At 44.3% G+C, this 21,850-nt stretch carries 19 protein-coding genes and 8 tRNA genes; 20 read left to right on the plus strand and 7 right to left on the minus strand.

Going from position 1 to position 21,850, the window contains the following annotated elements; all coding sequences use genetic code 11:
* Nucleotides 1–187 precede the first annotated feature (187 nt).
* From L5M40_RS07355 to purM, 3 genes are all read right to left on the minus strand, one after another.
* The gene (locus tag L5M40_RS07355; protein WP_028760358.1) at nucleotides 188–934 is read right to left on the minus strand and encodes an HAD-IIA family hydrolase; all 747 of its coding nucleotides are present in this window, start codon (nucleotides 932–934) and stop codon (nucleotides 188–190) included.
* A gap of 159 nt (nucleotides 935–1,093) precedes the next feature.
* Nucleotides 1,094–1,738, minus strand: a complete 645-nt coding sequence (gene purN / locus L5M40_RS07360; RefSeq protein ID WP_263256464.1) for a phosphoribosylglycinamide formyltransferase — start codon at nucleotides 1,736–1,738, stop codon at nucleotides 1,094–1,096.
* Entirely contained in the window at nucleotides 1,738–2,775 is a 1,038-nt protein-coding gene (purM, locus tag L5M40_RS07365) for a phosphoribosylformylglycinamidine cyclo-ligase (RefSeq protein WP_113938786.1), read from the minus strand. The genes purN and purM overlap by 1 nt, the downstream gene beginning before the upstream one ends.
* 330 nt (nucleotides 2,776–3,105) lie before the next feature.
* Between purM and upp the strand changes: the two genes are divergently transcribed.
* Nucleotides 3,106–3,732 carry a uracil phosphoribosyltransferase gene (upp, locus tag L5M40_RS07370; protein ID WP_011789711.1) on the plus strand — a complete coding sequence of 209 codons (627 nt, stop codon included), beginning with the start codon at nucleotides 3,106–3,108 and terminating at the stop codon, nucleotides 3,730–3,732.
* A 253-nt stretch (nucleotides 3,733–3,985) separates the two neighbouring features.
* The gene (locus L5M40_RS07375) at nucleotides 3,986–5,392 is read left to right on the plus strand and encodes a GGDEF domain-containing protein (protein ID WP_263256465.1); all 1,407 of its coding nucleotides are present in this window, start codon (nucleotides 3,986–3,988) and stop codon (nucleotides 5,390–5,392) included.
* A gap of 163 nt (nucleotides 5,393–5,555) precedes the next feature.
* Here the strand turns inward: L5M40_RS07375 and L5M40_RS07380 are convergent, their stop codons facing one another.
* Complete coding sequence (locus tag L5M40_RS07380) at nucleotides 5,556–6,875, minus strand: Na+/H+ antiporter family protein (protein ID WP_028760354.1); 1,320 nt, start codon at nucleotides 6,873–6,875, stop codon at nucleotides 5,556–5,558.
* A gap of 385 nt (nucleotides 6,876–7,260) precedes the next feature.
* Between L5M40_RS07380 and L5M40_RS07385 the strand changes: the two genes are divergently transcribed.
* Nucleotides 7,261–7,866, plus strand: coding sequence for a peroxiredoxin C (locus tag L5M40_RS07385; RefSeq protein WP_006081247.1), 606 nt, complete (start codon nucleotides 7,261–7,263; stop codon nucleotides 7,864–7,866).
* 101 nt (nucleotides 7,867–7,967) lie between these two features.
* Here the strand turns inward: L5M40_RS07385 and rnt are convergent, their stop codons facing one another.
* On the minus strand, nucleotides 7,968–8,639 hold the full coding sequence (gene rnt / locus L5M40_RS07390; RefSeq protein WP_105252848.1) for a ribonuclease T: 672 nt from the start codon (nucleotides 8,637–8,639) through the stop codon (nucleotides 7,968–7,970).
* Between the two features lie 141 nt (nucleotides 8,640–8,780).
* Between rnt and motY the strand changes: the two genes are divergently transcribed.
* The 17 genes from motY (at nucleotide 8,781) to L5M40_RS07475 (ending at nucleotide 19,229) form a co-directional block, all read left to right on the plus strand.
* A complete protein-coding gene (gene motY / locus L5M40_RS07395) occupies nucleotides 8,781–9,650 on the plus strand; it encodes a flagellar protein MotY (RefSeq protein WP_113938782.1) in 870 nt (289 codons plus the stop codon).
* Nucleotides 9,651–10,410: 760 nt separating this feature from the next.
* A complete protein-coding gene (locus L5M40_RS07400) occupies nucleotides 10,411–12,594 on the plus strand; it encodes a prolyl oligopeptidase family serine peptidase (RefSeq protein WP_263256467.1) in 2,184 nt (727 codons plus the stop codon).
* Between the two features lie 171 nt (nucleotides 12,595–12,765).
* Nucleotides 12,766–13,167, plus strand: a complete 402-nt coding sequence (gene ybgC, locus L5M40_RS07405; protein ID WP_006081251.1) for a tol-pal system-associated acyl-CoA thioesterase — start codon at nucleotides 12,766–12,768, stop codon at nucleotides 13,165–13,167.
* Nucleotides 13,157–13,843, plus strand: coding sequence for a protein TolQ (gene tolQ, locus L5M40_RS07410; protein ID WP_028760350.1), 687 nt, complete (start codon nucleotides 13,157–13,159; stop codon nucleotides 13,841–13,843). The genes ybgC and tolQ overlap by 11 nt, the downstream gene beginning before the upstream one ends.
* Nucleotides 13,843–14,277, plus strand: coding sequence for a protein TolR (gene tolR / locus L5M40_RS07415; protein ID WP_113938780.1), 435 nt, complete (start codon nucleotides 13,843–13,845; stop codon nucleotides 14,275–14,277). The genes tolQ and tolR overlap by 1 nt, the downstream gene beginning before the upstream one ends.
* On the plus strand, nucleotides 14,278–15,321 hold the full coding sequence (tolA, locus tag L5M40_RS07420; RefSeq protein WP_263256469.1) for a cell envelope integrity protein TolA: 1,044 nt from the start codon (nucleotides 14,278–14,280) through the stop codon (nucleotides 15,319–15,321).
* Nucleotides 15,322–15,330: 9 nt separating this feature from the next.
* Nucleotides 15,331–16,659 carry a Tol-Pal system beta propeller repeat protein TolB gene (gene tolB, locus L5M40_RS07425; RefSeq protein ID WP_219234548.1) on the plus strand — a complete coding sequence of 443 codons (1,329 nt, stop codon included), beginning with the start codon at nucleotides 15,331–15,333 and terminating at the stop codon, nucleotides 16,657–16,659.
* 46 nt (nucleotides 16,660–16,705) lie between these two features.
* The gene (gene pal, locus L5M40_RS07430) at nucleotides 16,706–17,239 is read left to right on the plus strand and encodes a peptidoglycan-associated lipoprotein Pal (RefSeq protein WP_028760346.1); all 534 of its coding nucleotides are present in this window, start codon (nucleotides 16,706–16,708) and stop codon (nucleotides 17,237–17,239) included.
* Nucleotides 17,240–17,263: 24 nt separating this feature from the next.
* Entirely contained in the window at nucleotides 17,264–18,010 is a 747-nt protein-coding gene (ybgF, locus tag L5M40_RS07435; RefSeq protein ID WP_028760345.1) for a tol-pal system protein YbgF, read from the plus strand.
* Nucleotides 18,011–18,152: 142 nt separating this feature from the next.
* Nucleotides 18,153–18,228, plus strand: a tRNA-Lys gene (locus L5M40_RS07440).
* Nucleotides 18,229–18,286: 58 nt separating this feature from the next.
* Nucleotides 18,287–18,362: transfer RNA gene (locus L5M40_RS07445), tRNA-Lys, on the plus strand.
* 59 nt (nucleotides 18,363–18,421) lie between these two features.
* Nucleotides 18,422–18,497, plus strand: a tRNA-Lys gene (locus L5M40_RS07450).
* 37 nt (nucleotides 18,498–18,534) lie between these two features.
* A tRNA-Lys gene (locus L5M40_RS07455) sits at nucleotides 18,535–18,610 on the plus strand.
* A 38-nt stretch (nucleotides 18,611–18,648) separates the two neighbouring features.
* Nucleotides 18,649–18,724, plus strand: a tRNA-Lys gene (locus L5M40_RS07460).
* 37 nt (nucleotides 18,725–18,761) lie between these two features.
* Nucleotides 18,762–18,852 (plus strand) — tRNA-Lys (locus tag L5M40_RS07465).
* Nucleotides 18,853–18,890: 38 nt separating this feature from the next.
* Nucleotides 18,891–18,966: transfer RNA gene (locus L5M40_RS07470), tRNA-Lys, on the plus strand.
* Between the two features lie 187 nt (nucleotides 18,967–19,153).
* Nucleotides 19,154–19,229: transfer RNA gene (locus L5M40_RS07475), tRNA-Lys, on the plus strand.
* Between the two features lie 379 nt (nucleotides 19,230–19,608).
* On the opposite strand, the gene L5M40_RS07485 is transcribed toward L5M40_RS07475, so the two are convergent.
* Entirely contained in the window at nucleotides 19,609–19,869 is a 261-nt protein-coding gene (locus L5M40_RS07485) for a GrxA family glutaredoxin (RefSeq protein WP_028760344.1), read from the minus strand.
* Nucleotides 19,870–19,929: 60 nt separating this feature from the next.
* Nucleotides 19,930–21,684 (minus strand): DEAD/DEAH box helicase, encoded by a 1,755-nt coding sequence (locus tag L5M40_RS07490; protein ID WP_263177327.1) that lies wholly within the window; start codon nucleotides 21,682–21,684, stop codon nucleotides 19,930–19,932.
* Between the last annotated feature and the right edge of the window lie 166 nt (nucleotides 21,685–21,850).

Here is a 21,850-nt window from a genome sequence, read left to right on the forward strand (position 1 = left end):
CAGAAGCGAGGCTTATCATGAAGCAAGCCGCTGTGAGCCACAAGGCTGAGAAGAAGGCGAATATGTTACTTAATGTTGCTTTACCCTATGCAATACGCCTTTGGGCGAGGCGTGTTGCATAGGTAATGTTGGAATGACTTGCAGAATGACTGGCTACGCAGGGTTAGACAAAGGTTTAGATAATTGTTTAAACAACATCTATATCGCCAGCGCAGGCAAACACATGGTTCGGGCGGAAGGGTTCTTTGTCGATATCTTCGAGCTTACTCACACCACTGGTGACCAGAATGGTTTCAAGCCCAGCTTGGAAGCCCGCTAAAATATCGGTACGCATATTGTCGCCTATGATGACAGTGTCTTCCGAGTGCCCATCGATATGATTAAGTGCAGAGCGAATAATCCAAGCGCTCGGTTTGCCCACGTAGAAAGGTTTTTTACCGGTAATACGCTCAATAGGTGAACAGAGTGCACCACAGGCTGGGCTGTAGGCTGGACCGTGGGTATCGGGATTGGTGGCAATAAAGCGCGCGCCGCGTGCGATGAAGCCTGCCGCTTTATGGATCATCTCCCAGTTGTATGAGCGGGTTTCACCGACAATCACAAAGTCGGGGTTGATGTCGGTGATGGTAAAGCCCGCTTTGTAGAGTTCGTGGGTGAGGGCGCCTTCGCCAATGACATAGGCCTTACTGCCTTCTTGGTGTTTTAAAAAGTCGGCGGTTGCCATGGCAGAGGTGTAAAAGCATTCTTCAGGAATATCAATACCGGCGGCACTTAAACGGTTTTGCAGATCCTTACCCGTTTGTACGGGATAGTTAGTCAATATTACTAACGGATTGCCTTGCTCTAAAATGCGCTGGATAAATTTGTCGCTGCCGGGGATCAGTTTATTGTCGTGCAGTAGTACACCATCGATATCGCAGATAATATTTTTCATCTAATAGTCTCTTGTCATGCCGATCAAAAATCACTTTTTCGTTAAGTTATCTAATGCCACATTGCCTCAGAAAACAATGCTTTTGTTGAAAATAGTTAAAAAAATAGAGACCCGAAGGTCTCTATTTTTTTAATTGGTACAACTTACTGTCAAGTGGAACTAATCGGGCGCGTAACCGCTTGGGCCGATAAGGTTGCCATCGAGATAGGCTTGGCCATTTTGCATGTTAAGACGTTGCTGGCTAAACCATTTCACCACGAGCGGATAAATGGCATGTTCTTGCTCATGCACGCGGGCGGCGAGCATATCCGCCGTATCGTCTTCATAAACAGGCACTTTGGCCTGTAAAATCACCGGGCCTGCATCCAGCTCTGGCGTGACAAAATGCACGCTGGCACCATGTTCGCTATCGTTCGCGTCTATGGCACGTTGATGGGTGTTTAAGCCAGTGTATTTAGGTAGCAGCGAAGGATGAATATTGATCATGCGACCTAGGTAATGATTCACTAAATCATCAGTTAAGATCCGCATAAATCCCGCCAACACGATTAAATCGGGCTGATACTTTTCAATCACTGTCATTAAACGTGCATCGTATTCAGAGCGAGATTCACCTTGGTGAGCTATCACGCAGCTGGTATCAATTTCGCCATGATGGGCGCGCACTAGGCCATAGGCATCGGGTTTATTACTGATGACTCCGACAACTTCGGCCTGCAGATTATCGTCGCAACCGTCGATAACCGCTTGCAGGTTACTGCCATTTCCGGAAATTAATACAACTACGCGACAGCTCTGGGGCATTACAGGATCTCCACTTGCTCTTCATTGCCTTCACGATGTGCGATAGCACCGATAAGCCATGCTTGTTCGCCTTCTGCAGCCAGTAATGCAAGTGCTGCATCCACTTTATCGGCTGGCAGCGCAACTAACATGCCGACGCCACAGTTGAAGGTGCGATACATTTCGTATTCTGCAATGTTGCCATTTTCCATTAACCAACTGAAAACAGCGGGCCATTGCCATGAATCGCCTTGGATAACCGCTTTTAAATTATCTGGCAGTACGCGCGGGATGTTTTCCCAGAAGCCGCCGCCAGTAATGTGCGCCATCGCATGGACATCAGATGCTTCAATCAGTTTGAGCAATGATTTTACGTAAATTTTGGTTGGCTCAAGTAGATGTTCAATCAGCGGTTTGCCGTTGAGATCTTGTTGAGGGTCTGCTTGGCTCACTTCTAATACTTTACGTACTAAAGAGTAACCATTTGAATGAGGGCCGCTTGAGGCTAATGCAATAAGTGCATCACCCGCTGCCACTTTGCTACCGTCAATAATGTCGGCTTTTTCAACTACACCCACGCAGAAACCCGCTAGGTCGTAATCTTCACCTTCATACATGCCTGGCATTTCAGCGGTTTCACCGCCAATTAACGCACAACCAGATTGGAAACAACCTTCGCCGATGCCGTTGACAACGGACGTTGCCGTTTCAACATCGAGCTTGCCTGTTGCGTAGTAATCGAGGAAAAACAGTGGCTCAGCGCCTTGAACGATCAGATCGTTCACACACATGGCGACTAAGTCTATGCCGACAGTGTCATGTTTTTTATAGTCGATAGCTAAACGTAATTTAGTCCCAACACCGTCGGTGCCAGACACTAAAACCGGTTGTTTGTATTTAGTGGGGATTTCACACAGGGCGCCAAAACCACCTAAGTTGCCCATAACTTCTGGACGACGGGTACGTTTAACGGCTGCTTTAATGTTACTTACCAGTGCATTACCTGCATCAATATCAACGCCGGCATCTTTATAGCTCAGTGGGGTAGGTGTGCTCACGGAGGGATCCTCTCGGGTACATCGTTATTGGATTTTATGCGGCGGTATTCTACCAGCTTGTGCTAGGGGTCGAAAGTCATGATTTGGATTTATGCCCCTCGGCGGAGTTTTTTTGGTCTGAATACGAAATATTCTATTTTTAGAGGTCTTGAATTTGGTCACAAAATAGTAAATCACAGTAGGTATCTTAGACGATTGGGGATTATTCTTGGGAGATAGCTCACGATTAGACCGAATGGCAAAACTTTCTGTTTTACCTAGTAAACAAATCAACTAGAATCTGAAAAATTTGCCTAAAATAATACGCCGAAAAATAAGCAGGAGAGAAAAATGAAAGTTGTCGAGGTTAAACATCCTTTAGTGCGTCACAAAATCGGTTTAATGCGCGAAGGTGACATTAGCACTAAACGTTTCCGTGAACTAGCCGCCGAAGTGGGTAGTTTATTAACCTATGAAGCTACCGCAGATTTCGAAACTGAAACGGTGACGATTGAAGGCTGGAATGGTCCGGTTGAAGTCGATCAAATCAAAGGTAAAAAAGTCACTGTTGTACCAATTTTACGTGCGGGTTTGGGTATGATGGACGGCGTACTCGAGCACATTCCAAGTGCGCGTATCTCAGTTGTCGGTATTTACCGTGATGAAGAGACCCTTGAGCCAGTGCCTTATTTTGAGAAGCTGGCCAGCGACATGAACGAGCGTATCGCCTTAGTTGTCGATCCTATGTTGGCGACAGGGGGTTCTATGATTGCGACCGTTGATTTATTGAAAAAGCGCGGTTGTACTTCAATTAAGGCCTTAGTGCTAGTGGCTGCGCCTGAAGGCATTAAAGCCTTAGAAGCGGCGCATCCGGATATTGAATTATATACTGCCGCTATCGATAGATGCTTAAACGAGAAAGGTTATATCCTGCCAGGTCTGGGTGATGCGGGCGATAAAATCTTTGGTACTAAATAGCCAAAGTTGCTAAATAATCTGAGTTGCTGATGCTCAATTGAGCGGATGTGGTCAGTAAGGGAGCCTAGGCTCCCTTTTTGTTTTTGTTCAATACAGAAATAACAACTTTATCTTAAGCTGCTAAAGTTTAGAATAAGCTAAATAATAATTATCTATTGAAGTTGTTTTTATTGGCTTATTTTGCAATGTTATTGATCGCAGTTTACGTTTTGTGCAAGGTACATTGTCGGTAGAACAGGGATTAAGAGGAATTATGGGAAATTCGGCTCTCAACTGGTTATTATTGCGTCGATCATTTGAATTTGCGACCCTCTTGTTTGTCGTACTCCTACTTATTCTATTACCGATTAAAATCGATAGAGAGCATAAATCCTTTGTGTCTTTTGTAAAAAACGAGCAACTTACACCGAGTTATATTGAACTGCTCGGTAAAAGCTTATCTCTGCACGATATTATTGATTTCAATAAATCCTCTTTAGCGCTTTTTCAACTTGACCCTTCCAGATTAATGCTGCCGCAAGGGGGAGTGCTTTCCGCAGAAGAAGAACAAGTCTTACGCTACTTTGATTATCTCTATTCCAGTAAAAAGACCAATGCCGAAGATATATTCCTGTATGTGGGACTTTATCGCAGTGATGCCATGTATTTTGCCACCCCAATTCCTGAGGACGTAAAAGCGCGGCTGATTAAAGACCGTACTTCAACGAATGAGTTTTGTCAGAGTCTGCACTATTGCGCGAAAGACGCGACCCCAGAGTCCTTAGCCGATGGAATCGTATTATCCATTCCTTATCAAGATGAAGTCAGTGGGAAAGTCATTTTATCGATGGCATCACCGATTTCATCATCTAATGATCCTAATCATTTCATCGGTGATGTTATTGCCGACACGGCCTTAATGACGTCGGTTTTTATGCGTAATAAACATGTTGAATTGCAGAAAACGGATTATGGTACTGAGTTGGTGATCACGACAGATAGCCTTTGGGCTGAACTGACGCCGGAGTTCTTGTTTTATTCGATGACAAATCATTTAGATAACATGACTTCACTGACATATAAAATCAGTATATTTCGTTTCATTGTGTGGAATTTGCCCCTGTGGTTTTTGTTATCTATCGTGATCTTCTTCGTTCAAATTAATATCAATCGTTTTAGGAAACTTCGTACTGAGCGTCAACGGTTTAGTGAAGCGATGTTATTGGATGCTTTTACTCGAACCTATAATAAGAAAGTCTATGAGACCACAGTGTTTGATGTCGCAACTAAGGGGCATTACGCGGTGATCTGCGTGGATGGCGACAAAATCAAAACCATTAATGATACCTATGGGCATAAACTCGGGGATATGGCGATCATGCAAATTGTTGATGCGATGCGCAGTGTATTTCGAGAAAATGATTTGTTAATCAGAACCGGCGGTGATGAGTTTGTCGTCATCTTGGCTAATTGTACTTTTGAACGGGCCTTATTGTTGGCTGAACATTTACGTCAGGCGGTCGCAGAGCGGCAGTTTTTAAATGTGCTGACAGTCTCCTGCGGTGTAGCTGATTCGCAAGATTATGCTTCCTTTGAGGCAGTGCTACAAGCGGCGGATAAAGCGTTATATGAGGATAAAAAGAATAAGCAAGGGAGTCGCAAACTTGACCCGACATCTTAATTATCACGTTAATTATTACGTTCATTATTACGTGAGTTATCGAGTGAATCAGTGAGTTAACCTGCTGCCCGCAATAAAGTGAATACCGAGATAAAAAACAGCGCGGAGAATGCCGCGCTGTTTTTACTTTCTAATACGGTAATATAAACATCTGCGATAACACTTACAACACCATGGCCGCAATCCAACCAAACACTAATAGTGGAATATTGTAGTGGATAAATGTTGGGATCACGCTGTCACGAATGTGATCGTGTTGACCATCGGCATTCAAACCTGCAGTGGGACCTAAGGTGGAATCTGATGCTGGCGAGCCCGCATCACCCAGCGCGGCGGCAGTGCCGACTAACGCGATTGTGGCGGCTACTGAAAAACCAAAACTCAATGCCAATGGTACATATATCGTCGCGATAATTGGAATGGTGGAGAAAGACGACCCAATTCCCATAGTGATCAGTAGACCAACCAGTAGCATCAAAAAGGCTGCGAGGGCTTTATTGTTACCAATAATCTCACTAAGCGAGGCCACAAGCGTACCCACTTCACCGGTTTCTTTCACTACTGCGGCAAAGCCTGCGGCTGAAATCATGATAAAGCCGATATTGGCCATCATGCGCACACCTTGGTTGAAAATATCTTGGTCGGCGACATGCTTCAAGGCACCCGAAAAACTGAAAATCATGAAGCCGACTAAGGCGCCAAAAATCATAGAGTCAGTTTCGAGCTGTACGACGAGAGTGGCTAATATCGCCAGTGCAGCAATGATGATATTGCGTTTGTTGAGATTTTCTTCAGGTTCAGCGACCAACACTTTTGCCTCGTCGTAAGTCCGAGGTTTACGGTAACTGATGAATACTGCAGTGAGTAACCCTACGACCATACCCGCGGCAGGGATTAACATGGCTGGCGGAATTTGCTCGCGAGCAGCGGCTAAGCCATTGCTGGTTAAGTTGGAAAGCAGAATATCATTTAAGAAAATGCCACCAAAACCAATCGGTAAAATCATATAGGTGGTGACTAGGCCGAAGGTTAGAACACAAGCCACAAGGCGGCGGTCGATGTTCAGTTTGGTCATCACATGTAAGAGTGGTGGCACTAAAATCGGAATGAAGGCGATATGGATCGGTAAAATATTCTGTGAAGCCATCGACATAACGAGTAGCGATAACAGCAGTAACCAGCGTACCCAGTTAGTGTTTGTGGGATTAGGATCTTGTCCAAGGCTACTAATGATGCTTCTAGAAATCAGCGTCGTTAAGCCTGAATGCGATAGTGCGACAGCGAAAGCACCTAATAATGCATAACTGAGCGCAATTTGTGCGCCGCCACCTAAGCCTGTATTAAAGGCATCTATAGTTTGGTGCAGATCCATTCCGCCTACCAATCCCGCCACGAGGGCGCTCACGGTCAGGGCAATAACCACATTCACCCTAGCTAAACTGAGTGCTAACATTAAGCACACTGCAATTACGACTGCATTCATTATCAATTTTCTTAATTCTTTAAGCCAAAGGAGCTATTTTCGACTGCAAAGGCAGTGGATGTCCAGTTTGCCGAGGGCTTATCTGAAAAATATCTGAAAATGTGATCATGCTGGGTTTTGTCTGTTAGCTGAATGTGGATTGCTCCGCACACTGGATACGCAGATTGCTCTATCCTTAGTCAGGCAAAACGGAAATACCCTTGAAAAATGTGATATTGGTCTTAAATAGGTTGTAAGGCACAGCACACGACTTATAATGCCTAAGGATTTGATTGGTAAGAACACCTTTTAATCAGTAAGGATTTAACTTGACCTAGGTTGAGAACATACTGGCTAGAAGGCATCTTGCCTTACACTTAGTTCAACTCATAGATGGAGATATAAAATGAGCGTATTAGTAGGCCGTCAGGCTCCTGATTTTACTGCTGCAGCTGTATTAGGTTCTGGCGAAATCGTTGATAGCTTTAACTTGACTGCAGCCATCAAAGGCAAACCAGCCGTCGTATTCTTCTATCCACTTGACTTCACTTTCGTTTGCCCATCAGAGTTGATCGCTTTTGATCACCGTATGGAAGAGTTCACTAAGCGTGGCGTAGAAGTGATTGGTGTGTCTATCGATTCTCAGTTTACCCACAATGCATGGCGTAACACCCCAGTTGAAAAAGGCGGTATTGGCCAAGTTAAATACACGCTAGTGGCTGACGTTAAACATGAAATCTGTAAAGCATACGATGTTGAGCATCCAGAAGCGGGTGTGGCTTTCCGTGGTTCATTCTTGATCGACAAAGAAGGCATGGTTCGTCACCAAGTCGTTAACGATCTGCCATTAGGCCGTAACGTTGATGAAATGCTACGTATGATCGATGCACTGCAATTCCATGAAGAGCACGGTGATGTTTGTCCTGCTGGCTGGGAAAAAGGCGATAAAGGTATGAATGCAAGCACTGAAGGTGTTGCTGCTTACCTGTCTGAAAACGCAAGCTCACTGTAATTAGTACTTTTCTAATCACAGTCGCCTGTTAAATGAAAAAAGCTGCCAATGGCAGCTTTTTTGTTTTTTCATTGCTTAAGATCTATTGTTAACTGTTAAATTTATTCCACAGTACCGCTTTCTGCATCCTGTGCATCCACAGCCAGTAATGGCCAGCCACCTAATGATTTCCAACGATTCACGATATGACAAAAAAGCTCCGCGGTACGTTCGGTATCATATAGCGCCGAATGGGCTTCTTTATTATCGAAGGGAATACCCGCCATAATGCATGCCTTGGCAAGTACGGTATGACCAATGGCGAGTCCGGCGAGCGTTGCTGTGTCAAAGGTGGCAAAAGGATGAAACGGCGAGCGTTTTAAGTCGCAACGTTCTATCGCCTTACTCACAAAACCATGATCGAATGCCGCATTGTGCGCCACTATGATACTACGATGGCAGTCGGAGGCTTTTTGGGCTTTCTTCACGGCTTTAAAGATTTCCAAAAAGGCTTCTTTCTCGCTCACCGCTCCCCGTAACGGATTAGTGGGATCAATACCGTTGAATGCTAACGCTTCGGGTTCTAAATTTGCGCCTTCAAAGGGCTCAATGTGGAAGTGTAGGGTTTTATCGATTCCTATCACACCTTCATTGTCCATTTTTAGTAGGGTGACGGCAATTTCTAGCAACGCATCGGTTTGAGAGTTGAAGCCCGCAGTTTCGACATCAATGACTACGGGAAAGTAGCCTCGAAATCGGTATTTCAATTTGTTCGCGTCGCAAATGTCACTCATAAAGTACTCAAGAAAATTCACAGGGCGCTATTATGCTAAATGTGTTGGGGTGTGTCATGCTTGATTGGTGGTTTTATGAGCTAAAGGAACTAAATAGTTTGCCGATAAAGCCATGTAACCGATTAAACATGAGTAAAGGCTATGTGGCGAAAACTGATATTAGTATCAATTTTATGCGTTCCAGCAACTGCAATGGCAGAGTTGCGCCATTATGTCGCCTCTTTAAGTGATTCCCAGTGGCGAGTGAGTGAAAATACTCCCATCGTCTGTCGCCTTGAGCATGATATTCCTTCTTACGGTAAAGCGATTTTTACCAGTGAAGCGGGTAAACAGCAGAATATGACTTTTACCTTAGATATGTGGGTAAAACCTGATCAAGTGACGCAGGCGAAATTAATTAGCCGCGCGCCGCAGTGGCGTCCTGGTGTGGTATCGAAAGAGATCACTTCATTACATTATCAAAAGTACTTTAACGGGGAAGTGCCTAAGCGCGCAGCTTGGTCTATGTTGGCAGAGTTGAGTCGCGGTATGGAACCAACGTTTTACTATGCTGATTGGTATAATGAGTCGAATAAGATAGCTGTGGGTTTGTCTTCAGCTAATTTTGGCCGTAAATATACTGAGTTTAAAGCTTGTCTAGCGCATTTATTGCCCTATAGCTTTGAAGATATTGCTTTTACTGTATTAAATTACGATGAAGGCGGTACCGATTTAACTCGTTTCTCCCAGCAACAACTGTCTCGGGTGCAAGAATATTTAGCCTATGATCCCTTGGTAGAGTTAGTGCTGGTGGATGCGTATACCGACAGTTATGGTGGCCGTTCAGTAAACCAGAAAGTGTCGGATACACGAGCTGCGTCGGTAAAAGAGTTCTTTGTTGCCAGTGGTATTCCTCAAGATCGTATTGTCACATTCGGGCATGGTGAGCGTCGTCACGTGGCTTCCAATGATGATATGGATGAAAGGGCGCGTAACCGTCGTGTTGTTATACGGATCAGTAAACCTTTGTAGTGTTTGTTTTACCTAGGTTTTAAGTATTTTTCAATGCCAAGTTTATGACTTGGCATTGTCGTTTTTAAAAGAAGGAGAGTTCAGGCAGTATGCCACTTTAATCGAATGATTCGCTCAATTTGCGAGTATGGGTAAAAATAATGAGATTTTTTAATTTGTAGTGATGACATATCCACCTCAACAAGTACTGCAGAAAGCGAGAGTGGGATAAGTACGAGTAATATCGATGATGTATAAAACTTGGCCGTTGCAATAATCAGGATTGTGTTTGAAATGCTAAAAAAAAGCCCGCTTAAACTAAGCGGGCCGCAAAAATAATGCATTTGCAATCAACAAATTGAAGGAAGGAAGTCAAGCATAAGAACCAGAAAAGAAACTGAAGTGTTGGGAACACACCAGTTTAAAAGTTCTTTGTTTTCGATATCTGCAAGCAGTTATCTCCTGAAAACAAGCACATTCTATTGGGAAACCTGTTGTAAAACAAACGAGAAAAATTGCCCGTAAACATTAGTAATTCTAATGAGTGTAAAGGTGATTTATATCACTTAAGTCACTATTTACCTTGATTAATAACTTATAACTCACTATTAATGCATAATAATACACTTCAATAAGCTTATCCTTGCTGCTATTTTGTTAAATTCACGATACAGCTTAAAAAACTTCATATTAAGTTACGCCATTGCCATGATTTTTTTTGCTTGTATAGTACTTGCTGAAAAGGCCTTAAGCCCGAAACCATAAGAAGGACGACAACACGATGGTATTAAGATTTCGCCTTGCAAAGCAAGGTTTGTTAGTGGCCACATTGGGGATGGCACTCGGTGCCTGCCAAAGTGGCAATGCACCTGAGCAAAATTCGACTGAGCAGGCAAGCGCAACTAAACTCGTTTACCCTGTCACTGAAAAAGATGACCTCGTCGAAACCATTCATGGTGTTGCAGTGGCCGACCCTTATCGTCATCTGGAGGCCAATACGCCTGAAACTGAAGAGTGGGTAAAAGAACAACAAGACTTTGGTCAAGCCTACCTCGCTAAGATCCCCAATAAACAAGCTGTGGTCGAACGTATTACAGAACTTTGGAATTACGAAAAAGTCTCTGCCCCGTTTGAAAACGGCGACAACCAATTTTACTACCGCAATGATGGCCTACAGGCACAATCGGTTTTGTATGTTAAAGGTTTAGATGGTGTTGAAAAGCCTGTTCTTGACCCAAATAAACTGTCTGCGGATGGCACTGTTGCCTTATCCGGCGTGGCAGTGAGTAATGACGGTAAAATTTTAGCCTATGGCGTTTCAAATTCTGGCTCAGATTGGCAACAATGGCAGTTCGTTGATATTGCAACCGGTAAGAAACTGGCCGATGAACTGAAATGGATTAAATTTTCTAGCGCAGTGTGGGATAAAGAAAACCAAGGTGTGTTCTACGCCCGTTATGATGCCCCTGCAGGGGGGGATGTCTTAGCTGACGTTAATTTTAACCAAAAAGTGTATTACCACAAATTAGGCACAGACCAACATCAAGATCTATTGATTTATGAGCGTCCACAGAATAAAGATTGGGGCTTTGGTATTGATGTCTCTGAGAAAGGTGAATACTTATTACTGTCGATTTCTCAAGGTACGGATAAGCGTAATCGTTTCTTCTATAAATCGTTATTTGAGCCTAAATCCCAAGTGGTGGAATTGATCCTCAAATTAGAAGCTGAATATGAGTTTCTCGGTAATGATGGTTCAGTGTTTTATTTCAAAACCGATTTAGAGGCGCCTAATGGTAAAGTGATTGCGATTGACACCCGCAATAGTGATAAATCGCAATGGCAAACGATTATTCCTGAGTCTAAAGATCCGATTAATAATGTCGCCATTATTAATGACCATTTAGTGGTGAGTTATTTACATGATGTGTTAGGCCAATTATCGATTTACAGTATGGGTGGTCAGAAGCGTCAAGATGTGACATTGCCTGGTCTTGGCAATGTGGCAGGGCCTTTTGGTAAAGCCAGCAAAGATTATTTCTATTATGTGTTCAATAGTTATATTCAGCCTGAAACCACCTATAAGTTTGATTTTAAAACTGGCGGTTCAACCGTCATTGCTAAACCCAAAGTCTCGTTTAATCCCGATGACTATGTTTCTGAACAGGTTTTCTATAGCAGCAAAGACGGTACGCGTGTGCCTATGATGCTCTCCTATAAAAAGGGCTTAGTGAAAAACGGTCAAAATCCGACATTACTTTATGCCTATGGTGGTTTTGCCATTTCGATGACACCACGTTTTAGCCCTGCCAATATCGCTTGGTTAGACATGGGTGGCATTTATGCCGTACCGAGTTTACGTGGCGGTGCTGAGTATGGCGAAAGCTGGCATCAAGCGGGGATGTTCGACAAAAAGCAAAATGTGTTTGATGACTATTTTGCTGCTGCTGAGTATCTGGTCAGCGAAAAATACACCAACAGCTCTAAACTCGGTGCCTATGGCCGCAGTAATGGTGGTCTGTTGATGGGCGCTGCTGTGACCCAACGTCCTGAACTCTTTGCTGCCGTATTACCTGCGGTGGGCGTGTTGGATATGCTGCGTTTCCACAAGTTCACTATTGGTTGGGCTTGGACGAGTGAATACGGCAGTGCCGATAAAGCAGAGCAATTCCCTGCGCTATTGGCTTATTCGCCCTATCACAATGTAAAAGCGCAAGCTTATCCTGCGACTATGGTAATGACTGCGGATCATGATGATCGTGTTGTGCCATTACACAGTTTCAAGTTTGCGGCCATGCTGCAGGAGAAACAGCAGGGCAATAAACCAGTCATTATGCGTATCGAGTCAAATGCTGGTCATGGAGCGGGTAAGCCCACGGCGATGAAGATCGACGAATTTGCCGACATCTACAGTTTCTTGTGGCAGAGTTTTGGCTTAATCTTGCCACAAGCTATCGCAAAATAACTAACTATGTTAATAAAATGGGGTCGTTTGACCCCATTCTCTTTTACAATTGCCCCTATTCATCTGAAACCCGCGCTATTCCTATCTATATCTTCATCGGGTCATTCACAAGTCTTGTTTCCCTAGGTATAGTAAGCGTCAATTTTTCAACCAAAATTTGCTTATTTTCAAATGATGTTTCATTGGCCAATTTCAGTCTATTACGAAGACACCGACGCTGGTGGCGTTGTCTATCATTCGAACTACCTCAACTTTTTTGAGCGCGCGCGAACCGAGTGGCTAAAAGCCCTTGGCGTGAGTCAGACTGCGTTATTAGCCGACGACACTGCTTTTGTCGTAAAGCGTGCGGAACTCGATTTTCGCAAAGCAGCACGTTTTGAACAGAACCTTATTGTTGAAACTAAGGTCATAGAGTTGAAAAAGGCCTCGTTGATCTTTCATCAACGCTTGGTCGATAAACAGGGAGACTGTTATTGTGAAGGCACAGTGCTGGTTGTTTGTGTTGCGCTATCACGTATGCGTCCCCGAGCTATTCCCTTAAATATTGTGCAGGAGTTTGACAGTGCAAGCTGATATGTCGATTGTTGGGTTATTTTTACAAGCCAGTTTATTAGTGAAATTTGTTATGTTCACTTTACTTTGCTTGTCGGTGATGTCTTGGACGGTGATTTTACAACGCCGTAGCTTACTGACATCCGCAAAAAGTAAATCGGCGAAGTTTGAAGACAAATTTTGGTCTGGTGTTGATTTAAACCGTTTGTATAAAGAATTATCATCTCGTCCAGATAATAGCGGTTTAGAGTCATTATTTGTGACTGGCTTTAAGGAATATTCACGCCTGAATAAATTAAATAGCAAAGTGCCCGATGCCGTCATGGATGGTACATCGCGAGCTATGCGTGTGACCTTGTCTCGCGAAATGGAAAAGTTAGAAGCTAACTTACCGTTATTAGCAACGATTGGTTCCACTAGCCCTTATATCGGTTTATTTGGTACGGTATGGGGGATCATGAATTCTTTTATCGCTATTGGTTCGATGGAAAACGCGACCTTAGCTATGGTTGCGCCCGGTATTGCTGAAGCTTTGATTGCAACGGCTATGGGTTTATTTGCTGCAATTCCAGCGGTAATTGCGTACAACCGTTTCTCGACTCAAGTCGATAAATTAGAAATGGCTTACGCAAACTTTATGGAAGAGTTCTCCAGCATTTTGCATCGCCAAGCATACAGTGAGAAGGAAGGGGCATAATGCAACCAGCTTATCAGCGCAAACGTCGCCGCCCCGTTGCTGAAATCAACGTGGTGCCTTATATCGATGTCATGCTCGTGCTGTTAATTATTTTTATGGTAACAGCACCCATAGTGACCCAAGGGGTCAAAGTTGAGCTGCCTCAAGGGGCGGCAGAAGTGTTACCCAATGACAGTAAGCCGCCCATTGTTGCTTCTATCGATGGTGACGGTGATTACTTCCTCAATAAAGGCGGTTCAACGAATGTGCCTATGGATTTGGAAGAATTGGCAACGGAAGTGGCTGCACTTATCGTGACTGAACCTGAGCGTCCTGTTGTGGTTAAAGCCGATAGAAATATTCCTTACGATAAAGTGATTCAGTTGATGGTGACACTGCAGCAAGCTGGCGTGCCATCAGTCGGTTTGATGACGGATTCACCCAAGGAGAAATAGGTGGCAGATAAGTCAGATGTAACATTACCTCTGTCAATTTCAGCGGGTATTCATATTGGCGTGATAATTATTCTGGCGTTAGGAATAGATTTTTCTCACAAACCTGAGCCTATGCAACAAGTTAGCACACCAGCAATCAAAGCGGTTATGGTTGATCAGCAAAAAGTGGCTAATCAAGTTGAGAAACTTAAGCAAGAAAAGCGTGATGCCGAACGCCGTGAGCAAGAACGTCAAGCCGAGCTTGAACGCAAAGCTCAAGAAGCGAAACAGGCACGCGAGCGCGAACAAGCTCAGATTAAACAGCTAGAGCAAGAACGTAAGCAGCAGGAAATTGAGATTCAAAAAGCCAATGAAGCGACCAAATTAGCCCAGGTGAAACAGCAGCAGGAAAAGGAAAAGGCGGTCAAAGCCGAAGCCGACCGTAAGCTGAAAGAGCAGGAGCGTAAGGTTGCTGAAGACGCCGCACAAAAAGCCGCTGAAAAACGTAAGGTTGAAGAAGCTGCTGCAGTGAAAGCTGAAACTGACCGTAAGCAAAAAGCAGATGCGGAAGCTAAAGCGGAGGCAGATGCCAAAGCTAAAGCAGATGCCAAAGCTAAAGCAGATGCCAAAGCTAAAGCAGATGCCAAAGCTAAAGCGGATGCTAAAGCTAAAGCGGATGCTAAAGCTAAAGCGGATGCTAAAGCCCTTGCCGATCAAGAGCAGGAAATGGCTGATGCATTAGCGGCTGAGCAAGCGGCGCTGTCGCAAACCATGAATAAGCAGATGCAGAGTGAAGTCGGTAAGTATCAGGCAATGATAAAATCAACTATTCAACGTAATTTGGTAGTGGATGAATCTATGCGTGGAAAGACTTGTACTGTCTCTGTGCGTTTAGCGAATGATGGGTTTGTGATCAGCAGCCAAACAAAAGGTGGTGATCCCAACGTTTGTCGTGCAGCAAAAGCGGCGATTTTGAAAGCGGGCAAACTGCCTGTGTCTCCGGATCCTGCGGTTTATAACTTGATGAAAGAAATTAACTTAATCGTTGAACCAACGTTTAATTAAAGGAGCACCATGAAAATATTGGCAAAATGGTTAGCACTGGCAGTTATGCTGTGCACCACCCCCGCGAAAGCGGCATTGGATATTGTGATCACAGAAGGTGTTGACGCAGCGCGTCCCATCGCTGTGATGCCTTTTGTATGGCAAGGTCCTGGCGCACCGCCACAAGCGATTGCTGATGTGGTGATGTCTGACTTAGCTCGTAGCGGTACCTTTAAACCTTTAGACGAGCTCGGACTACCTCAGCGTAATATTGGTGCTTTGGCTCAGTTTCAACCTAGTTCATGGTCTAGCGTTGGCGCAGAAGCTGTGGTGTTAGGTACTGTGAAACCTTACGGAACCGATCAGTATTTGGTGAGCTTTGATTTAATCGATTTAGTTAAAGCACAAAACCAAGCATTGAAAGGCTCAGTCAGTGCTACAGAATTTTTGATGGACAGTCGCCAAACTGTGATTTCAGCAGCGCAATTTCGTCAATATGGTCATAGAATTAGCGATATCGTCTATGAAAAGTTAACCGGTATTCGCGGTGCATTCTTAACGCGGATCTCCTACGTCGTGGTCAATCATACTCAAAAAGCACCTTATCAGTTGATGGTTGCGGACTATGATGGTTTTAACGAGCAAATGTTACTGCGCTCACCTGAGCCATTAATGTCACCTACTTGGTCGCCTGATGGGCGTCGTTTGGCGTATGTTAGCTTTGAAAATAAAAAAGCAGAGATTTTCGTACAAGACCTTTATACCCAAGTGCGCACTAAAGTGAGCTCTTTCCCAGGTATTAACGGTGCGCCGGCCTTCTCTCCTGATGGCAAATCTTTGGCTGTGACGCTGTCTAAGGACGGTCAGCCTGAGATCTATGTTATCGATATTGCGACAAAAGCGATTAAGCGTATTACCAATCACTATGCTATCGATACTGAACCATCATGGTATCCTGATGGGAAGTCGTTGATTTTCACCTCTGAACGTGGTGGTAGACCGCAAATTTATCGCGTAGAGTTAAGTTCAGGTAAAGTGAGTCGTGAAACATTTGAAGGTGAATGGAACCTTGGCGGTTCAATTACGCCAGATGGGCGTAGTATGATTTTTGTTAACCGTACTAACGGTAAGTTTAATATTGCGCGTATGGATTTAAATACGCGTTTTATGCAGGTGCTAACCTCTACACGCTTGGATGAATCCCCAAGTGTGGCGCCTAATGGTACTATGGTCATATATGGCACTACACACCAAGGTAAGCAAGTATTAGCAGCTGTTTCTACGGATGGACGCTTTAAAGCGAGATTACCCGTGGGTCAAGGCGAGGTGAAATCACCTTCTTGGTCTCCGTTTCTCTAATGTTATACCTTGATTTAATCACATTTAATTTTATAAGGAACACGTAATGGATCTGAATAAGTTGTTAAAAGCTATGTTGGTAGCACTTCCAATTATGGCTATTAGTGCATGTAGCTCAACTTCAGAATCAGAAACTGATGCAATGGGCTCAACAAACGGTTCAGGTAGCGAACTGAATGGTGGCATTCAAACTGGTGGTGTGGGTGCTATGTTGTCATCTGAAGAGCAGCAACGTCAGCAGTTAGAAGAGTTGAGAAAAGAACACATCATTTACTTCGATTTCGACCGCAGTGAAGTTCAAACTGAATTCGCCGCTGTATTAGAAGCTCATGGTACTTACTTAGTTGAGCACCCAAGTGTGCGCGTACTGATTGAAGGTCATGCGGACGAGCGTGGCACTCCTGAGTACAACATTGCTCTGGGCGAACGTCGTGCTAAAGCCGTTGCTAAATACCTACAAGGTATGGGCGTACAGCCAAGCCAAATGAGCGTAGTCAGCTATGGCGAAGAAAAACCACTTGATTTTTCTCGCACTGATGAAGGTTTTGGCAAAAACCGTCGTGCAGTTTTAGTTTACTAAGATTGAATCTCGGAGAGTAACACAATGAAACGTGCCGTCTTAATTACGGCAATGTTCCTTGGTGCGGGCGCTGCAGTTGCAGCGCCTGCTCCTGTGGAAGATATTGCTGGTGGTTCGGGTGATGACAGACTTGCTCGTATCGAACGTATTGTAAAATCGAGACAACAAAGTGAGCTCGAGATGCAACGTCGTCTTGATACACTGCAGCAGGAAGTTCTCGATTTACGCGGTTTAACCGAACAACAGAATTATCAGATTGAGCAGATGCAAGAGCGTCAGCGTCAGTTATATGATGAGCTTGCTAATTTATCCTCAAAGGCATCTGCCGCACCTGCAGCTGCAGCGACATCAATCCCCTCTGTGGTATCGACCAATGCTGCCGCAAGTAGTTTAAGTGAAACTGCAAGTTATGAAAATGCCGTTAACTTAGTCTTAAAAGAGCGTAAGTATGACGATGCTATTCCTGCCTTCCGTGCTTTTATCAAACAATATCCAGACTCTGTGTATGCTGCGAATGCGAACTATTGGTTAGGACAGCTATTATTTAATAAGAGCGAATTTGCAGAAGCCAAACAAGCCTTCAAAACTGTGGTTGATCGTTTTAGTGATTCTAATAAACGTGGCGATAGTTTAGTGAAGCTTGGCATGATCGCCGAGAAAACCGGTGATAAAGCTGGTGCGATGCAATACTACCAACAAGTTGTCAAAGATTACGCAAACAGCGCCGCAGCACGCATTGCACAGCAGCAACTGGCTGCAATTAAAGCGTAATTAACTAAAAAACATACTCTTAGTCTGTTTTTCATGCAAACGACAAAAAATTGGGAATTTGCGCTTGCATGAGAAGATGAAAAAGGTATTATAGGCGCCCTCAGAGCGGCGAGGTCGTTCGGGGCGTGAAATACCAGTAAATGGGTCGTTAGCTCAGTCGGTAGAGCAGTTGGCTTTTAACCAATTGGTCGAAGGTTCGAATCCTTCACGACCCACCACTTACTCTAATGAATAGAATAAGTTAGTGGTATTTAGTGAGATAGTTAGTAGTACAATGGGTCGTTAGCTCAGTCGGTAGAGCAGTTGGCTTTTAACCAATTGGTCGAAGGTTCGAATCCTTCACGACCCACCACTTATTATTCGCATTGTTGATGCCAAAATAAGTGAACATTTTTATCGTAATACCTAGATGGGTCGTTAGCTCAGTCGGTAGAGCAGTTGGCTTTTAACCAATTGGTCGAAGGTTCGAATCCTTCACGACCCACCACTTTACTGAAAGTGTATAAATCAGCGCAACACCAGATGGGTCGTTAGCTCAGTCGGTAGAGCAGTTGGCTTTTAACCAATTGGTCGAAGGTTCGAATCCTTCACGACCCACCACTTTACTGAAAGTGCATAAATGAGCGTTATACCTCGATGGGTCGTTAGCTCAGTCGGTAGAGCAGTTGGCTTTTAACCAATTGGTCGAAGGTTCGAATCCTTCACGACCCACCACTTTACTGAAAGTGTATAAATCAGCGCAACACCAGATGGGTCGTTAGCTCAGTCGCTTTTTTTATAAAGCGAGGGCAGTTGGCTTTTAACCAATCAGTCGAATGGTTCTAATCCTTAATGACACACCACTTTACTGAAAGTGCATAAATCAGCGTTATACCTCGATGGGTCGTTAGCTCAGTCGGTAGAGCAGTTGGCTTTTAACCAATTGGTCGAAGGTTCGAATCCTTCACGACCCACCACTTATTATCTGCATTATGAATGCCACACTAAGTGAATCGTTTTATCGCAATACTTAGATTAGTCGTTAGCTCAGTCGCTTTTTTTATAAAGCGAGGGCAGTTGGCTTTTAACCAATCAGTCGAATGGTTCTAATCCTTAATGACACACCACTTTACTGAAAGTGCATAAATCAGTGCAACACTAGATGGGTCGTTAGCTCAGTCGGTAGAGCAGTTGGCTTTTAACCAATTGGTCGAAGGTTCGAATCCTTCACGACCCACCACTTATTTTTTCAGCTGTATCTCTCTCAAATTTCCTCCTGAATGTCCCTCGTTAAACTCCAATACTGAGTACCGAATTTAATATCTTCATTTTACTTATTCCACTGCAAAATATTTTTCTAACATAATTATTGGCATTAGCAAGTTCGACTAATGCTGCATCTTTAAAAAGAAACGTATCTTGAGTTTGGTGATTATATTAAAGCTGACATTATGTGCAGTGATGATGACAACGGTGCGCTGGATTCAGGGGGGCTTTCTAGGCAGTTTTATACCGAGCACTATCTTATGGAAAGCTCTAATCCCACAGGGTTGTGATAAAGACTAAAAAGGAGACCTTAGGTCTCCTTTTGCATTAAGCGGATCACATATCTATAGCGCTTAATCTAACAGATTGTTTTCACGAACATATTGCTCGAAATCTGTGCACCCACCGATGTGCTTCTCATCGACAAAAATCTGCGGTACTGTTTCAACTGGCTTACCGACAGTTTTTTCTAAATCTGCTTTAGAGATGCCTTCTGCATGGATATCGACATATCTGAACTTAAAGTCATCACGTTTTTCAACGAGTTGCTCAGATAATTGCACAGCACGAACGCAATAAGGACAGCCTGGACGGCCAAAAATAACAACGAACATAATAGCTCCTTAGGATTACTTTAGTCGTTTTATACCATAGGCCTAAGTGAATTGATAATGTCAGCCGCGTTTATTTTCAGTTTGATAGCGACCTTGATAATCAAAATAGCTTTCGAGCAGATCCCAGCCTTTTTTATGTTTCTTCAGCAGCAAGAGATCGGGCATGCGGAATTTATCCGCATCGCTGATTAACTCTGTCACCTTAGTGTACTTTTTCGGTTTTAATCCCGGTGTACGGCTATGGGGAAAGATGAATAAGGCATATAGGGCTCGCCACTGGGCCGGCGTTTGTAATTTAAAGCGGCGATTGAATTCATTACCGTCGATATCAAGGTACTGCACTTTCAGATTGCCGTCATCGTCGATGAGGCTCATATGCTGGCAGCGGAATAAATGATGGTGCTGCTGGCTGAGCACTTGGCGTAGGCGTTTATCGGGATCGATGAGGGTCGATTGGCAGTGCTGGCAAATGCGCGCCGCGATATCATTCTCTTTGCCGCAATCAGGGCAAGATTTAGATCTAAATCGAAAGTCGCACTGCAGCTTTTTACCTTGCTGTTCGACTATGCCCTGACAGCGGCGACCAAAGTGTTCGATAATGTCGCCATCGTCGTCCGTGAGTCCCCAGAATATATTGGCAAAATCGCATACTGGGCAATGCACTTGCACGGGGACCGATTTACTGTTGGGTTTCGCTTGGCCGACCTCAGGGAAATACAAGTCATAACCATTGGCAGCATAGTCGATGATAAGACAATCTTTTTTGCCTTCAGCGATTCGCAATCCACGGCCGATCATTTGTTGAAACAGACTGACTGAAGCGGTAGGGCGCAAAATAGCAATCAAATCCACATGGGGCGCGTCGAAGCCTGTCGTCAACACAGCCACGTTGACTAAAAACTTAAGCTCTTGGGCTTTAAAGCGTTCAATCGTCGCGTCACGTTCATTGTCGTGCGTTTGTGCCGTGATAATGGCGCTCTGCGCAGCGTGAGCTTGGTTGAGTATGTTAAAAATCTCATTGGCGTGACGTACCGTTGCCGCAAAAATGATAATACCTTTTCTATGTTGGCTCAGTTCAATGAGTTGTTTCACAATCGCAGTGGTCGCGCGGCCGTAATGTCCCAGTAAATCGTTAACCTCGGCTTCGGCATATTCGCCATTCTCGTTTGCTTTAAGTTGGCTGAAGTCGTACTGGGCACTTAGGCCATCAAACAGGGTTGGCGCTGTGAGGTAACCTTGCTTAATGAGCGGCCTTATGGGCAGCTCGAACACACAATGTTCGAACACGGCATGTTCGGGAGACCCTACTTTGCCGTGATAGTGTTGCTGATAAATCCAGCCAGTGCCAAGGCGATAGGGCGTGGCGGTGAGACCGAGCAATCTTAATTGGGGATTTTTCGTGCGTAAATGCTTGAGTACTTGCTGATATTGGCTGGTTTTTTCTAGGCTGACTCTGTGGCATTCATCAATAATGACTAACGAGAACGGCTGATCGAACTGCGTTAATCCCCGCGCTGCCGATTGAATACTGGCAACGACGGTTTTTCCGTCGGTGGCTTTTTGATTGAGTCCCGCCGCATAAATACTGGCTTCGGTTGTCAGTAAACCGACTTTCTCTGCATTTTGTGCAACTAATTCTTTCACATGGGTGAGCACTAAGACTCTGCCTTTGGCGATGCGCGCCAGTTCGGCGATCACTATGCTTTTGCCCGCGCCTGTGGGTAATACGAGTACGGCGGAAGCTTGGCTTTGCCTAAAATGGGCGATGGCGGCATTAACCGCTTGCTGTTGATAGTCTCTGAGTTTGACTGACACGCTGATAAAAAATCTATGCTGAATAAAAGTGAGGCTGCAAGCTTAACATAACAGGCAAAAAAAATGCCCCTGGTTGGAGGGGCAAGCTAGAGAAAGGAGCAATCACACACACTCTCTCAACAGGGTTCACTTTTAACCTGAGGTTTAAAAAGGGAGGTTCAGGTTA

Source organism: Shewanella sp. SM68, from assembly GCF_025653925.1.
GTDB lineage: Bacteria > Pseudomonadota > Gammaproteobacteria > Enterobacterales > Shewanellaceae > Shewanella > Shewanella oncorhynchi.